This is a genomic window from Streptomyces pratensis (assembly GCF_016804005.1).
GTDB lineage: Bacteria > Actinomycetota > Actinomycetes > Streptomycetales > Streptomycetaceae > Streptomyces > Streptomyces pratensis_A.
Genome location: NZ_CP051486.1, coordinates 3994113 through 4011097, shown reverse-complemented (window position 1 = coordinate 4011097; position 16985 = coordinate 3994113). Strand labels below are relative to the sequence as shown.

The 16985-nt window shown below is 69.8% G+C and carries 2 protein-coding genes (1 of these 2 only partly in view); both read left to right on the top strand.

The genetic code is table 11. The annotated features are described in order from the left end of the window. Positions 1–7806, top strand: the 3' portion of a protein-coding gene (locus tag HED23_RS16245; RefSeq protein ID WP_203184113.1) for an SDR family NAD(P)-dependent oxidoreductase. The gene continues 834 nt to the left of window position 1, outside the view; the window shows 7806 of its 8640 coding nt (coding positions 835–8640); the start codon falls outside the window, past its left edge; the stop codon is at positions 7804–7806. Then, positions 7799–16984, top strand: a complete 9186-nt coding sequence (locus HED23_RS16240) for an SDR family NAD(P)-dependent oxidoreductase (protein ID WP_203184112.1) — start codon at positions 7799–7801, stop codon at positions 16982–16984. The genes HED23_RS16245 and HED23_RS16240 overlap by 8 nt, the downstream gene beginning before the upstream one ends. The last annotated feature ends 1 nt before the right edge of the window (position 16985 follow it).

The following is a 16985-nucleotide window of genomic DNA, read 5'->3' as shown; positions in this document are numbered from 1 at the left end:
GAGGACGCCGGCTACACCCGGGACCGGCTCAACGCGCCGACGGCCTCCGGCCGCACCCCCGCCGTCGGCGTCTACGTCGGCGTCATGTACTCCGAGTACCAGCTGTACGGAGCTCAGGAGCAGGTCCTCAAGAACCCGGTGGCCGTGTCCGGGAACATCTCGGCCGTCGCCAACCGGGTCTCGTACTTCTTCGACTTCAACGGCCCGAGCATGAGCGTCGACACCATGTGCTCCTCGTCGCTGACGGCCATCGACCTGGCGTGTCAGAGCATCCGGTCCGGTGTCTGTGACATGGCGATCGCCGGCGGGGTGAACGTGTCGGTCCATCCCAACAAGTACCTGAACCTCGGGCAGAGCCGGTTCGTCTCGAGCACGGGCCGGTGCGAGAGCTTCGGTGAGGGAGGCGACGGCTACGTCCCGGGCGAGGGCGTGGGCGCCGTCCTGCTGAAGCCCCTCGATCGAGCCGTGCAGGACGGGGACCACATCCACGGGGTGATTCGGGGCATCGCCGTCAACCACGGCGGTAAGACCAACGGATACTCGGTCCCCAGCCCGGTCACCCAGGCCCGTGCGATCACCGACGCATGGCGACAGGCCGGGATCCACCCGGACTCGGTCAGCTACATCGAGGCGCACGGCACGGGCACGGCGCTCGGGGACCCCATCGAGGTCGCCGGGCTCACCCGGGCCTTCCGCGAGCACACGCGCGACGGCCGGTTCTGCGCGATCGGATCGGTCAAGAGCAACATCGGCCACGCCGAGAGCGCCGCAGGCATCTCCGGGCTCACCAAGGTGCTGCTCCAGATGAGGCACGGCAAGCTCGCGCCCTCCATCCACTCCACCGAGCTGAATCCGAACATCGACTTCGGCAGCACGCCCTTCACTGTCCAGCGGACGCTCGCCGACTGGCCGCGGCCGGTCGTCACCGTCGACGGCACGGAGCGCGAGTTCCCCCGGATCGCAGGCATCTCGTCCTTCGGAGCGGGCGGTACCAACGCACATCTCGTCGTCGAGGAGTACCGGCCGAACCCGGAGGACGCGCAGGACCCTGCCGCCGGTGGCCCCGTCCCCGTCGTGCTGTCGGCCCGCACCACCGAGCTGCTGAGGCAGAAGGCAGCGCAGCTCGCGGACTGGATCGAGCAGAAGAACCTGTCGACCGGTGACCTGCCCGCACTCGCCCACACCCTCCAGGTGGGGCGAGAGGCCATGCGCGAGCGGCTCGGTCTCGTCGTGGCCGCCATGCCGGACCTCCTCGCCCGTCTCCGGGACTTCGGTGACGGACGCCAGGACGTCGAAGGGGTGGTCCGCGGCCGGGCGAGCTCACAGGCCGCCGGCACGGGCGTGTCCGAAGCGCTCGCCCGGCGTGACCTGACGGGACTGCTGACGCTGTGGGCCGAGGGCCGCACCGTCGACTGGCATTCCCTGCACGGGAGCCGGTGCCCGGCCCGCATCTCCCTGCCCTCCTACCCGTTCGCCAGGAACCGGTACTGGATCGACACCACGCGCTCCGCCGCAGCCCTCGCCCCGCACGGCGTGACAGCTCCGTCCGGCGCCGTCGTGACAGGCGACGACCAGAATCCGGCAGCCCTCCTCTTCGCGGAGTCCTGGGAGCCGGAGGCGCTGCCCGCCCTTCGCCGGGTCGACGCGCCGCACACCCTCGTCTGTCTCTGTGCCGACCCTGCGGACCAGGTCGAGCTGGCGCGTACCGCACGCGAGCTGGACCCCGCCGCCACCCTGCTGTTCGTCACTCAGGGGCGGGGCTTCGTCCGGACGTCAGATCACTCCTACGAGACCGATCACCAGAACCCGGAAGACTGCGTCCGCGTGTTCGAGGACATTCGGTCGCGGTACGGCACGGTCGACGGCGTCCTGAACATGTGGTTCCTGGACGGCACAGCGGCGCCCGGCTCGTACACCGCCACCGTGCATCTCCTGCAGGCGATCGCCGCCTCAGGGCTGCCGGTGGGACGTGTCCTGCAGGCCGGGGAGTTCCGCGACGGAATCGGACAGGCGTACGCGGAATCGTGGCTCGGCTTCGAGCGGTCCCTCGGCAGGGCGCTTCCCGACGTGCAGTTCACCGCGGTCCTGGAGGAGTTCCAGGACCCGGCCGACAGGACGGCCTGCGGCCCCTGGTTCGACCGCCTGTGGCACGAGTGGTCCGCCGGTGCGTCCAGCAGCACGCTCCACCGCGCCGGTGTCCGGCATGCCAGCCGTGTCCGGCCGAGTCTGCCCGGCGCCGGCAAGCACCTCCTCAAACCGAACGGCACCTACCTCATCACGGGTGGTACCGGCGGCCTGGGCCTCCTGCTCGCCGAGCACCTGGCCAGGATCTGGTCGGCGCGCCTGGTGCTGACCGGGCGCTCGGCCCTCGACGCCGACAAGCGTCGCAGCATCGCGAGGATCGAGTCGCTGGGCGGCGAGGTCCTGTACGCGCAGGCCGATGCCGCCGATCCGCAGGCCATGCGGGAGGTGGTGGCCGCGGTGCACGAGCGGTTCGGCCCGATCCACGGGGTCGTGCACGCCGCCGGTGTCGCCGAACGCAGCTCGCTGCTCGCCGATGACGCCCGGTCCTTCCAGGACCTGTTGTCCGCCAAGGTGGACGGCACCCGCGTGCTCGACGACGTGCTCGCCGCAGAACCCCTCGACTTCGTCTGCTACTTCTCGTCGACCTCGGCGATCATCGGCGACTTCGGCGGCTGCGCCTACTCGGTGGCCAACCGCTTCCAGACGTCCTACGCCCGCCACCGCGACCAGCGGGTGCGCCAGGGTGCGCTGTCCGGGGCGACGGTCGCCATCAACTGGCCCCTGTGGAGCGGCGGCGGCATGGGATTCGACGACGCGGAGGGCATCGAGCTGTATCTCGCCACCAGTGGGCTGCGCCTGCTGGGCGAAGCCGAGGGTCTCACGCTGTTCGAACACCTCCTGGGGCAGGGAGAGACACAGCAGATCGTCATGGCCGGTGATCCGGCACGAGTGCGGCGCATGTTCGACCCGGATCCGGCCCCGGCGGGGTCACGGCGTGAAGCCCTCCCCGCCGCACCCGTCACCCGTGCGGGCACCACCCGCTCCGCGGACGCCTCCGGCACTGAGGACGCGGACGTCGAAGCGCTGGTGCTCTCGGCTCTGGAGACGGTCATCGTCGACGTACTGCGGGTACCCCGCGAGCAGATCCATGCCGACGAGAACTTCTCCGAGCTCGGGTTCGACTCGGTCAGCCTGGTCAAACTGGCCAGGGCCCTCGGCGAGAGCCTCACGATCGAGGTGCTGCCTTCGGTCTTCTTCTCCCACTCCACCCCGCAGAAGCTGGTCGCCCACCTGATCGCGGAGCACCGGGAGACGCTGGGCCGGCGCCACGCGGTGCCGGCCGTGGCCTCGGACAGTGCCCAGGCCCCCTCCACTGCCCCGGATGCGGAGGTCTCCGGCGCCCGGACCGACGACCGGCCCGTGCCCGCTCCGGCACCGCGGCCCCGGGCACACCATGAACCGGAACCGATCGCGGTCATCGGTATGAGCGGCCGTTTCCCCGGTGCCCGGTCCGTCGACGAGTTCTGGGGCAACCTCCAGCAGGGCAAGAACGCGCTGTCACCCGTTCCCGGCGACCGCCACGCCGACTGGAGCGGGCTGGAAGCCGAGCTGCACGAGGGTGTCCGCTGCGGATTCGTCCCGGGAATCGCGGAGTTCGACGCCGCGTTCTTCGAGATCTCGCCGCGCGAGGCGCGGAACATGGACCCGCGCCAGCGGCTGCTGCTCCAGGAAGCCTGGCGTGCCCTGGAGGACGCGGGCTACGGCGAACGCAAGCTGCGCGCCGGGACGATCGGCATGTTCGTCGGCGCCGAGCAGGGCGACTACCCCGAACTGACCCGAGGGGAGGGCGGCATCACCGCCCAGCACGAGGCGATCATGGCCTCACGACTGGCCTACCTCCTCGACTTCACCGGCCCGGTGCTGGCCGTCAACACCGCCTGTTCCTCCGGACTGACAGCCGCCCACCAGGCGTGCGCGAGCCTCAGAGGCGGCGAGTGCGACACCGCGGTGGTCGCCGGCGTCAACCTGGCGACCACCGCGCGCGGCTACACCGAGATGGGCAAGTCCGGGATGCTCTCCGGCAGCGGCGTCTGCCACGCTTTCGACAAGCGGGCCGACGGCATGGTCCTCGGTGAGGCCGTACCCGCCCTCGTCCTCAAGCGTCTGTCCCAGGCGGAGGCCGACGGCGATCGTGTCCTGGCGGTGATCCGCGGCAGCGGCATGAACTACGACGGCCGGACGAACGGCATCACCGCTCCGAGCGGGGCGGCTCAGGCGCGGCTCTACCGACAGACCTACGAGCGGCACGGGATCGATGCCGAGCGCATCGAGCACATCGTGGCCCACGGCACGGGAACACAGCTCGGCGACCCCGTCGAGGTGAACGCCCTGAACGAGGCGTACCGGGAACGCACTGACAGGACCGGCTTCTGCGCACTGACCTCCACCAAGACGAATGTCGGTCACACCCTGGCGGCGTCCGGGCTCGTCGGCTTGATCGCCCTCGTCCAGTCGGTACGGCACGGTGTCGTCCCGGCGAGTCTCAACTGCGACCAGGACAGCGATTACATCGCGTGGAAGGACAGCCCCTTCTACGTCAACAAGGTGACCAGGCCCTGGCCGGCCGGACCCACCGGGACGAGGCTCGGCGCGGTGAGCTCCTTCGGTATGAGCGGGACCAACGTCCACATGGTGGTGGAGAGCTACTCCGAGCCCGCCCGTCCCACCCCGGTCGACGAGGCCCCGGCCCTGCTGATGCTTCTCTCCGCCAAGACCCCGGAGGGACTGCAGCGGCGTGTCCAGGAGCTCCGTTCGGCCCTTGCGCAGGGAGAACTCGACCACCTGCGGCTGAGGGACACGGCCTACACCCTGCTGGAGGGCAGGCAACACTTCGCCCACCGCTGCTCAGTCGTCGTCAGTGGTGCCGGGGACGTCCTCTCCGTGCTGTCGGCGGCGGAGAGCGGCCAGGAACACCCCATGGTGGGACGTGGCGAAGCGCCACGTGACCAGGATCGTTCGTTGCTCGAGGTCCAGGCGCGAGCACTCCTGGACGTGCTCAGGACACCCGGAGTCCCGGCGGAGCGGTACCGGGAGGTGTGCAGTGCCCTGGGCGAACTCTACTGCCGGGGCGCCGTCCCGGACTGGCCCGCGCTGTTCACGGGAGACAGGCCGAGGACCGTCACTCTGCCCGGCTACTCCTTCGCGCGCTCGACGCACTGGGCCACCGACGGACGCCGTGCTCCGGAGAGGACGACCGCAGGGGAGTTCCCACCCGCCAAGGCCCCGACGAGGCCGGCCGAGCCCACGGTGTTGCATGCTTCCGCCCGGTCGGCTCCCGCACCCGGTGCCGCCCCCGGGAAGAAGCATCGGATCCTGCTCCAGGATCCGGGCGCGGCGGTGGTCCTGCCGACAGCTTCTGTCACCAAGCCCCGGAATGTCGGCCTGACAGACATGGGCGATGCGATGCGGCGGCCGGCCCTCCCGGCACCCCCGGTGGTTGTTCCGGCCGCTCCTGTCGCTCCGGCGGTCGTTCCTGCTCCTCCTGTCTCCCCGGCTCCTCCGGTTGTTCCGTCGGTTGCGGTGGGTCGGGGCGGTGGGTCGGGTCGTTCTTCGAGTGTGCTGCGGGAGGAGTTGCGGGCTGGGCTCGCGGCGGTGTTGTTCTTGTCGGAGAGTGAGGTTGATCTGCGGCGTAATTTCGTGGAATTGGGTTTGGACTCCATCATCGGGGTGGAGTGGGTGAAGTCGATCAATAAGGCGTATGGCACGTCGTTGACTGCGACGCGGTTGTATGACTATCCGTCGGTGGTGGAGTTGGCTGCTTATGTGGAGCAGTTGATACCGGCCGTAGAGGTCGCTCCGCCGGCCTCGGTGCCGGACCCGGCGCCGTTGCTCGAGGCGGGCTTCGTGCCTCCGTCCGATGTCCATCCCGAGACGGCTGTCTCCCCGGCTCCTCCGGTTGTTCCGTCGGTTGCGGTGGGTCGGGGCGGTGGGTCGGGTCGTTCTTCGAGTGTGCTGCGGGAGGAGTTGCGGGCTGGGCTCGCGGCGGTGTTGTTCTTGTCGGAGAGTGAGGTTGATCTGCGGCGTAATTTCGTGGAACTGGGTTTGGACTCCATCATCGGGGTGGAGTGGGTGAAGTCGATCAACAAGGCGTATGGCACGTCGTTGACTGCGACGCGGTTGTATGACTATCCGTCGGTGGTGGAGTTGGCTGCTTATGTGGAGCAGTTGATACCGGCCGTCGAGGTCGCTCCGCCGGCCTCGGTGCCGGACCCGGCACCGAGTTTCGTGCCGACGCCGACGCCGACGCCGGTGCGCGTTCCGAAGCCGGAGCCCGTGCGCGTTACGGAGCCGGTGCGGGCGCCTGTTCCGGAGCACGCGCCGCGATCCGTGCCTCGGCTGGATGCTCCTTCCGAGGCGCGCGAGCATCAGGGCGAGGACGTGACCGGGGCCGCACGGCTCCCGGGGGGCGCTCCGCACAGTGCCCAGCACGGTGACCGTGCGGCCGTCGTCGGAATGTCCGGGCGCTACCCGGACGCTGAGAACCTCCGCGAGTACTGGGCCAACCTCCGCGACGGCCGCGACTCCGTGCGGGAAGTACCCGCCGACCGGTGGGACGTGTCCCGCTACTACGACCCCCGCCCCGGCCGGAAGGGCAAGACGTACTGCAAGTCGATGGGCTACCTGGCGGACGCGGACTGCTTTGACCCGCTGTTCTTCAACATCTCGCCGGCCGAAGCGGAAGGTATCGACCCGCAGCACCGCCTGTTCCTCCAGGAGGCGTATCGGGCCTTCGAGGACGCGGGCTACGACCCCGGATCGCTGAGCAGGATGAAGTGCGGTGTCTACCTGGGCATCAGCGGCAACGAGTACAGCTTCCTGGTGTCCGGCAACGACAGCGAGGAGGACACCGTCGCTACGAGCAGCAGCAATGCGATCGCCGCTGCGCGCATCGCCTACTTCCTCAACCTCAAGGGCCCCGCGATCGCGCTCGACACCGCCTGCTCGTCCTCCCTCGTCGCGTTGCACCTCGCCCAGCAGGCACTGGCCAGTGGTGAGATCGACGTAGCTCTGGTCGGAGGTGTCTCGCTGTACCTGCTCGCGGGCACCTACGTCAGGATGTCCGGGGCGCAGATGCTGTCTCCACAGGGGCAGTGCCGGTCGTTCGACCAGGGAGCCGACGGCTTCGTGCCGGGCGAGGGAGTCGGAGCCCTGGTGCTGAAGCGGCTGAGCGACGCCGAAGCCGATCACGATCACATATACGGCGTGGTCCGGGCCTCGGGTACGAACCAGGACGGCAAGACCAACGGCATCACAGCCCCCAGCGCCAACAGCCAGATGGAATTGATGCGTACGGTCTACGACCGGCACGGCATCGACGCGACGTCCATCGGTTACGTCGAGACGCACGGTACGGGTACGAAACTCGGGGACGCGATCGAGCTCGACGCCCTGACCACGGTCTACCGCGAGCGGGGGGTCTCCGCGAGGTCGTGCGCCATCGGCTCCGTGAAGAGCAACATCGGACACACCTCCGCCGCCGCAGGCATCGCCGGCGTGCACAAGGTGCTGCTCGGCCTGCGTCACGGCCTGCTCGTACCGTCTCTCCACTTCGAGACACCCAACGAGGCTCTCGAGTCCGACGACTGCCCATTGTTCGTCAGCAAGGACCTCCAGTTCTGGGGAGCACGGGACGGCCATGAGCTGAGGCGGGCCGCCGTGAGCTCTTTCGGATTCAGCGGGACGAACGCCCACGTGGTGCTGGAGGAGTATCGCTATGCGTGACACATGTGAACACGCCGAGTCGTCGGCTGTCGTGATCATCCTGTCGGCGGTGACGGAAGAGCAGTTGGACACCCGGGTGCGTGATCTCCTCGTCTTCGTCGAGGAGCAGTCGCGGCTCGATCTGACCGACCTGGCCTTCTCGCTCCAGGAGGGGCGGGCGGCGCTGGACTGCCGGCTGGCCTTCACCGCTGATTCACTCGACGCGGTGGCCCGGGGGCTGATGACCCATCTGGGACAGGACGGTACGGTCGAACTCTTCCGTGGCCGGGCACCGGAGTCGCCGAGCTGGGAGGAGCAGAGTGAGGACGACCGCAACCTGGTCAACTCGCTCATCTCCGCCCGGGAATGGAACCGCGTCGCGGAGGTCTGGGCCGGTGGCCGTGCCGTCGACTGGCCTCGCCTCTACGCTCCGCGCAGGCCCTTCCGCATCCCGCTTCCCACGTACCCGTTCGCCAAGGAGCGGTACTGGGTGGCGGCGAATCCACCTGCGCGGGCCGGGTCCGTACCGCCTGCGGCGGCTGCCGTGCTCCATCCGCTGCTGCACCGCGAAACCTCCGAGCCCGGAGGCGGGCGCTACGGTTCGACCTTCGTCGGCGACGAGCCTGTCCTGAGGGATCACCTGGTGCACGGCTCGCGGACCCTGCCCGGTGCCGCGTACCTGGAGATGGCACTCGCCGCGGCAGCCGACCGACGGGGAAGGGCGGCGGCGGACAGCGCGGGTCTCGCTGTCACGGACGTGGTCTGGATCCGGCCGCTCCGCATCGACGACCACCCTCGCGACCTGCGTGTGGTGCTCCGTCCCGATCACGCGGACACGGTCCGCTTCGAGATGTCCGTCGCCGACGAGGGAGCCGACGCCGCTGTGCTGTGCACCGGCTCGGTGGTGCCGTGCGACGTGTCACCGGCTTCCGTGGACCTGGCGCGGCTGCGGGCCGCGTGTGGCGAACGGCGGTTGGACGCGGCGGAGATCTACCCCGCGTTCCGGTCCGCCGGGATCGAGTACGGCGATTCGTTCCGAGGTATCGATCATCTGCTCCTCGGCGAATCCCAGGTGCTTGCCCGCCTGGTGCTGCCCGAAGCGGCGCGCGCCGACGCGGACGGCTGCTGTCTGCCCCCGAGCCTGATGGACGCGGCGCTCCAGACGTGCGCAGGACTGATGGCCGGGGAGCCGGGCCACCGGCGTGAGGCATTCGTGCCGTTCGGTGTGGACCGGGTCGAGGTGCTCGCCGCCCCGGCCGAGACCCTCTGGGTCCGGGGCCGGCGTAGTGACCGGGACACGAGGGGCGGGACCACCCGTTCCTTCGATCTCGACCTGTGCGACGACTCCGGACGGGTCCAGGTGCGGGTACGAGGCTTCTCCGTACGGGCGCTGCGCCCGGAGGCGGTGGCCGAGGCACCCGTCGCGCACGCGGCCGGCGAGGTGTTCGCCACCCCCCGCTGGCAGCGGCGTCCGCTGCCCGGCGCGGCCGTCCCCGCTTTCAGCGGGCGGGCCGTGGTGTTCGCCGAGGACGGCGCACTCGTGGGCGGTGCCGTGCCGGATCCGGGCTGCGAGGTGGTGACCCTCGGCTCCCCGGCCGCCACCGTCGACGGCCGCTACACGGACTACGCGTTACAGATACTGGAGAGGACGCAGGGGCTGCTGCGGGACGGCACGCAGACGAAGTACGTCCTCCAGCTCCTGTTGAACGACCGACCGGAGTCAGGGGCGCTGACCGGTCTGGGTGCGCTGCTGCGGACTGCGGCTCTGGAGAACCCGCGGATCACCGGACAGGTCGTCGTCGTGGCCGCCGGGACACCCGTGGAGGTACGGCTCGGCCTCCTCGCGAAGGAGCGGCTCAACCCCGTCGACGCCGTCGTGAGGCTTCGAGGAGACAGCCGCGAGGTGCTCACCTGGGCCGAGGAGTCCCCGGCGGATCCTCCCGGATCGCCGTGGCGGGCCGGAGGCGTCTACCTCATCACCGGCGGTATGGGCGGTCTCGGTCGCATCTTCGCGGAGGAGATCGCCGGCCAGGTGAAGGACGCCAGGCTCGTACTCGTCGGCCGCTCCCCGGAGACGGAGCACTCGCGCCGGACCGTCGAGCAGCTCCGTGCATCGGGCGCGGAGGTGTCCTACGAACCACTCGACGTCGCCGACCGAATCGCCGTCAAGGCGCTGGTCGACGGGATCCGGCGTACCGCGGGGACGATCCACGGAGTCATCCACGGTGCCGGCTTGATCGAGGACGACTTCATCCTCAGGAAGTCCGGACGCGTGTTCCGCGATGTCCTGGCCCCGAAGGTGAGCGGTCTGGCGAGTCTCGACGAAGCGACCCAGGATCTCGATCTGGACTTCTTCGTGACGTTCTCCTCCGGTGCCGCCGTCACGGGGAACGTCGGGCAGGCCGACTACGCGGCGGCGAACGCGTTCATGGACGCGTTCGCGGAGTACCGCCAGGGTCTCGTGGCCGACGGACGCCGGGCCGGCCGCACCCTCTCGATCAACTGGCCGCTGTGGGCCGATGGCGGTATGGGTGTCGACTCCGACACCCGGACAGTGCTGCACGACCGCTTCGGGATTTCCCCACTGGGGCGCGGCGCCGGGGTCGGAGCCTTCGCCCGGTGTCTCCAGATGAACCATCACCAGGTACTCGTCGCCGCTGGGCACACGGGCCGGATCAGGGAGGCGCTGACGATGCAGCAAGCCGGAGAGCACACGGCATCTTTGAACACCGGAACTCCCGGCCGTCCTTCGGCGGACCGGGACGACGGGCTGACGGGGTGGACCGTCACCTACATCACCTCGCTGCTGTCGGAGGTGCTGAAGGTGCCTGCGCAGCGCATCGAGCCGGGCGGCCGGCTGGAGCGCTACGGCATCGACTCCATCCAGGCCATCAATCTCACCGCCCGGCTCGAGGACTCCTTCGGGAACCTGCCGAAGACCCTGTTCTTCGAGTACCGGAGCATCAAGGAGCTGAGCCAGTACTTCGTCGAGGCGCACGAGGACCGACTGCGGGAGCTGAGGGGGACGGGCCCGGCCGACACGGCGCCCGCTCCGAAGCCCTCCGCGGAGCCTTCCGCCGTGTCCGCGGCAACCGGACGGGCGCCGGCGGCGCTCCGGACCCGGCCGGCGAGCGGCGAGGAGTGGACCGGATCCGCGCCGCACGGCACGGAGATCGCCGTCATCGGCATGGGCGGGCGATACCCGCAGGCACCCGACCTGCGGACGTTCTGGCGCAATCTCAGCGAGGGCCGGGACTGCGTCACCGAGGTCCCGCAGGACCGCTGGGACCACAGTGCCTACTACGACGCGGACCGCTCCAAGCCCGGTACGACGAACTCCAAGTGGGGCGGCTTCCTCGACGACGTCGACCGGTTCGACCCGCTGTTCTTCAACATGTCGCCGCGTGAGGCCGAGTTCACGGACCCGCAGGAGCGCCTGTTCCTGGAGTGCGTCTACGAAACACTCCAGGACGCCGGATACACGCGCCAGGACCTGACGGAGCCCTCCCCGAAGGGGGCCGGGGGCAACGTCGGCGTGTTCGTGGGCGCGATGTACGACGAGTACCAGCTCTACGGCGCTACCGATCAGGCGATGGCCGACGGGAAGCCGGTGCCGGGCAACGCTGCGAACATCGCCAACCGCGTGTCGTACTTCTGCGACTGGCAGGGACCGAGCCTCACCGTCAAGACGATGTGCTCCTCGTCCCTGACAGCTCTTCACCTTGCCTGCCAGAGCCTGCAGCTCGGCGACTGCGAGGTCGCCGTCGCCGGTGGTGTCAACCTGTCCCTGCACCCCGCCAAGTACCTTCTGCTGGGCCAGGCCGGTTTCGCGTCGAGCACGGGCCGCTGCGAGAGCTTCGGCCAGGGTGGCGACGGCTATGTGCCCGCCGAGGGGGTGGGCGCGGTAATGCTCAAGCGGCTGGACCGGGCCGTCGCCGACAACGACCGCATCCTCGGCGTCATCAAGGCGACAGCGGTTAACCACGGTGGCCGGACGAACGGCTACACCGTCCCCAACCCGAACGCCCAGGCCGACGTCGTCGCCCGCGCCCTGGACAGGGCGGGGGTCGACGCGCGCACCGTCAGCTATGTCGAGGCGCACGGCACGGGCACCTCGCTCGGCGACCCGATCGAGATAGCCGGCCTCGCCAAGGCGTTCTCCCGGCACACCGACGACCGGCAGTTCTGCGCGATCGGCTCGGTCAAGAGCAACATCGGGCACGCGGAGAGCGCCGCGGGCATCTCGGCCTTCACGAAGGTGCTGCTGCAGCTCGCGCACGGCCGCTTGGCACCCTCACTCCACTCGGAGACGTTGAACCCGCACATCGACTTCAGCGAGACACCCTTCCGCGTGCAGCGGGAGCCGGCGGAGTGGCGGCGGCCGGTGATCGACACGCCGGACGGACCCCGGGAGTATCCGCGTGTCGCCGGCATCTCGTCGTTCGGGGCCGGAGGATCGAACGCTCACGTCATCGTGGGGGAGTACGTACCGGCCGGGCCCCCGCAGGCCGACGATCAGGCGCAGTGGCCACTGGAGTCGGTCATCGTGCTCTCGGCGAGAACCGAGGAGCAACTGCGCGAGCAGGCCCGGCGCCTGCTGGACTGGGCGCGCGAGGAAGGTATCGAGGACGCCGACGTGCCCGCTGTCGCGGCAACACTCCAGGTGGCCCGTGAGCACATGACGGAGCGGCTGGCGTTCCTGGCAGGCTCGGCGGCAGAGCTGACGGCCAGGCTGAGCGACTACGCCGATGGCAAGGACGACGCCGGGCTGTACCGGGGCCGCGGCAGGCGCTCCAACGACGTCGTCTCGGTCCTCGTCGAGGACGAGGACATGGAACGCACGATCGCGGCCTGGGTGGACAAGAGGAAGTTCGCCAAACTGCTCGAACTGTGGACCAACGGGCTGGATCTCCCATGGCGCAGCTACTACCCGGACTCACTGCCACGCCGGGTCTCGTTGCCGACCTACCCGTTCGCCCGCAAGCGGTTCTGGATCGCCGACGGTGCTCAGCCCGGCACCGGGACGGCCGGCCGTGGAGCGGTCACGGCGGCCACGTCCGCCGAGCCGACGCTGCGCCCCGCCGTGCCGGTCGAGGCCGCGCCGGCCCAGGCCTTGCCGGTGCAGGCCGTGCCGACCACCGCTCCGGCAGCCGGCGCCAGGACGATCGCGAAGCCGAGGGGTATCGGCCTGACGCCTCTGGGCGCCGGGTTCGGGCACAGCGGCGGGCCGACGCCGGCGCGCCCCGCTTCGACGGGCGTCGTCCCGGTGCCGGAAAAGCCTGCCGAGCAGACCGCCGCGACCGTGGTGACCGTGGTGACCGGTACGACCGCGGTGACCGGTCCGCAGGACGCCCCGCGCCCGGCTCCGGCAGACCCGCTCGGCCCGACGCCCGGAGCGGTCCTTCCTCCGGCGCCCGCCGTTCCGGACCAGGAGAGGCTCGTCCGGGAGCTGTCGGCGAGCCTCGCCGACGCCCTGTACATGGCTGAGGAAGAGATCGATCCGGACACGAAGTTCACCGATATAGGCCTGGACTCCATCGTCGGCGTCGAATGGATGAACGCGATCAACAAGCAGTACGGACTGGATCTGACGGTGACCCGGCTCTACGACCACCCCACCGTTGTCGAACTGTCGGCGTACATCGTTCGGCAGCCGGCCAAAGGAGGCGCCCCCCAAGGGCGACCCTTTCGTGCGGTGACCGAGCCTGTTGCCGAGCCGGAGCCGGAGCCGGAGCCGGAGCCGGAGCCGGAGCCGGTCGAGGTCGTCGAGATCGAGCCGGTCAAGGCTGCCGAGCCGAAGCCGGAGCCGGTCGGGATCGGGCCGGTCAAGGTCGACGACCCAGAGCCGACCAGGACGGCCGAGCCGGACCCCGAGCCGGTCGGGGGCGTCGAGCTGGTTCCCGCGACAGGGCGGACGACGACGCGGACCGAGGCCGTCGCCGTGTCGCCGAGAGCGGACACCCCCCACGCCGACGCGATCGCAGTGGTGGGAATGTCCGGCAGGTACCCGGGTTCCGGAACCCTGCACGAGTACTGGGACAACCTGGCGCAGGGCCGTGACTGCGTGGGGGAGGTCCCCGAGTCCCGCTGGCCCGTCGCCGACCACTACGACGCGCGTCCGCATCAGCACGGCAAGGTCAACTGCAAGTGGATGGGGCACCTCGACGACATCGAGATCTTCGACCCGTTGTTCTTCAACATCCCGCCCGCGGAGGCGGAAGCGATGGATCCGCAGCAGCGGCTCTTCCTCCAGGAGGCGTACCACGCGTTCGAGGACGCGGGGTACGACCCCAGCGCGCTGAGCGGTCACAAGTGCGGTGTCTACCTGGGGATCATGAGCAGCGAGTACGGCATGCTCATGCAGCGGCAGGGCGGTGGGTCGAGCGCGGCGGCCACGAGCGGCAGCAATGCCATCACAGCTGCGCGCATCGCCTACTTCCTCAATCTCAAGGGCCCCGCCATCGCTCTGGACACGGCCTGCTCGTCCTCCCTGGTGGCCACACATCTGGCCACGCAGGCCCTGCGCAGCGGTGAGATCGACATGGCCCTCGTCGGTGGTGTCACCCTCTATCTGAGCCTGGACTCGTACCTCAGCATGTCCAGCGCGGGAATGCTGTCCCCGGACGGTCGCTGCAAGGCGTTCGACGACGGGGCGAACGGGTTCGTGCCGGGCGAGGGGGTCGGTGCGCTCGTACTCAAACGCCTCGACGACGCCGTTCGAGACCGTGACCACATCCACGGCGTGGTCATCGGCTCGGGCATCAACCAGGACGGCAGGACCAACGGCATCACGGCCCCCAGCGTCGTGAGCCAGATGGACTTGGAGCGCGACGTCTACGAGCGCCACGGCATCGACCCCTCCGGGATCGGCTACGCCGAGATGCACGGCACGGGCACCAAGCTGGGCGACCCGATCGAGCTGGAGGCCCTCGCGACCGTCTACCGTGAGTGGACCGACAGGACCGGGTACTGCGCCATCGGCTCGGTGAAGAGCAACCTCGGCCACACCTCCGCCGCCGCGGGCATCGCCTCGATCCAGAAGGTGCTGCTGTGCATGCGGCACGAGCAGCTGGTGCCGACCCTGCACTTCGACCGCCCGAACGAGCACTTCGACTTCGAAGGCTCTCCGTTCCGCGTGAACACCGAGCTCGCACCGTGGAAGACGGAACCGGGCGCACCGCGGCGCGCAGCGGTCAGCGGCTTCGGCTTCAGCGGTACCAACGCCCACCTGGTCGTGGAGGAGTACCGGCAGGAGGCCTCGGACGGCGCCGAGCGGCCTGCCGGGGAGCCGCAGGTCTTCGTGCTGTCAGCCAGGAGCGAGGAGCAGCTGACGTTGTCGGCCGCCCGCCTCGCGGCGCACCTGCGCGCACACCCTTCGCTGGTCCTGGCGGACGTCGCCCGCACGTTGCAACAGGGCAGACAAGCCATGACACGGCGGCTGGCCGTCGTGGCCGCCACGCCGGGAGAGCTGCTGGAGAGGCTGACGCGGTACGCCGAGGACGGCCGGGCGGAGGGAGTGTTCACCGGCCTGGCCGTCAAGAACCGGGCAGGGCGGTCCGAGTCGGTGCCACACGCCGATCCGGCCGGCAGGGTGTCGGTGACGGAGGCCGAGCGGCTGGCCGCGGCATGGACCGACGGAACGCCCGTCGACTGGGCGCGGCTGTTCGCAGGGACCCCGACTCGTCGGGTCCCGCTGCCCACGTACCCCTTCGCCCGCGAACGCTACTGGTTCGACGACGTCCCGGCGCCCCGGCAGAATGCGGTGTCCCTCCCGTCACCCCACCCCGCCGTCACCGAGGAACAGCACGCACCGACCGTGCCCGGCGCCGAGGTCCCGGACGGCACGAACATCCTGTTGGCGCCGGTCTGGGACGCGGTCCCCAAGCGGGTGCGGCAGGGCGTCACCCTCCCGTCCGGCCGGGTCGTCGTGATCGGCGGCACCGAGGAGCACCTGGAGCGGATCCGCGCCGTACATCCACGTGCCGAGCGCCTGCCGCTTGACCCCGCCGACACGACGGAGACCATCGCCGCGAAGATCGACGCCACCGGTGAAGCCCTCGGCCACCTCGTCTGGCTGGCTCCTCTGGAGACGGCTGCCGACGCCTCGGACGACGCGCTGGTGGACGCACAGGAGACCGGTCTGTACGCCTGCTTCCGCACCCTGAAGGCACTGCTGAGCCTTGGGTACGGCCGCCGGCCCCTCGACATCACGGTCGTCACCGAGCGGACCCTGCGGGTCCGGCGTACGGATGCCGTGGACCCGGCCCACGCCGGACTGCACGGACTGCTCGGCTCGGTGGCGAAGGAGTACCCGGGCTGGACGGTGCGCCTGACCGACCTCGACCCGGACCACGACTGGCCGGTTGCGCAGCTGTTCGAGCTGCCCCGCGAGGACAGTGGCAGCGTGTGGGCGTACCGCCGTTCCCGCTGGTACCGCCAGACCCTGGTGCCCGTGCGGGACACCGTCACGGAGAGCACTCGCCGGGCGGTGTACCGGCAGGGCGGCCTCTACGTCGTCATCGGCGGCGCGGGAGGCATAGGCGAGGCATGGACCGAGCACATGATCCGCACCTACGGGGCGCACGTCGTCTGGATCGGGCGGAGGGAGGAGGACGAGTCGATCAGGGCGAAGCTGAGGCGCCTCGGTGAACTGGGCCCCGAACCACGCTATGTGCGGGCCGATGCCACCGACCGGGCGTCGCTGGAGCGGGCGTACCAGGAGATCAGGAAGACCCACCCGGTCGTCCACGGTGTGATCCACTCGGCGATCGTGCTGCTCGACCGGAGTCTGGAGCGGATGGACGAGCAGCGCTTCCGCGCCGCGGTCACCGCCAAGGTGGACGTGAGCGTCCGCGTCGCCCAGGTCTTCCGGGACGAACCGCTGGACTTCCTCCTCTTCTTCTCCTCGATGAATTCGTTCCTGATGGCTTCGGGGCAGTGCAACTACGTGGCGGGATCCGTGTTCGAGGACGCCTACGCCCACCACCTCGCGAGCGAGCTGGAGATTCCCGTCAAGACCATGAACTGGGGTTACTGGGGCACCGTCGGGATCGTCGCCGCCCCCGAGTACAGGGAGCGCATGCACAGGGCCGGTGCCGGCTCGATCGAGCCCGCGGACGGCATGGCGGCTCTCGACGTCCTCCTTTCGAGCACGTTCGATCAACTTGGGCTGATCAAGGCCCACGGGGGTAATTCCTGAC

Bases quoted from the DNA above. Each gene is read 5' to 3' on its own strand.
- HED23_RS16240 (WP_203184112.1), top strand. From the start codon at position 7,799: ATGCGTGACACATGTGAACACGCCGAGTCGTCGGCTGTCGTGATCATC.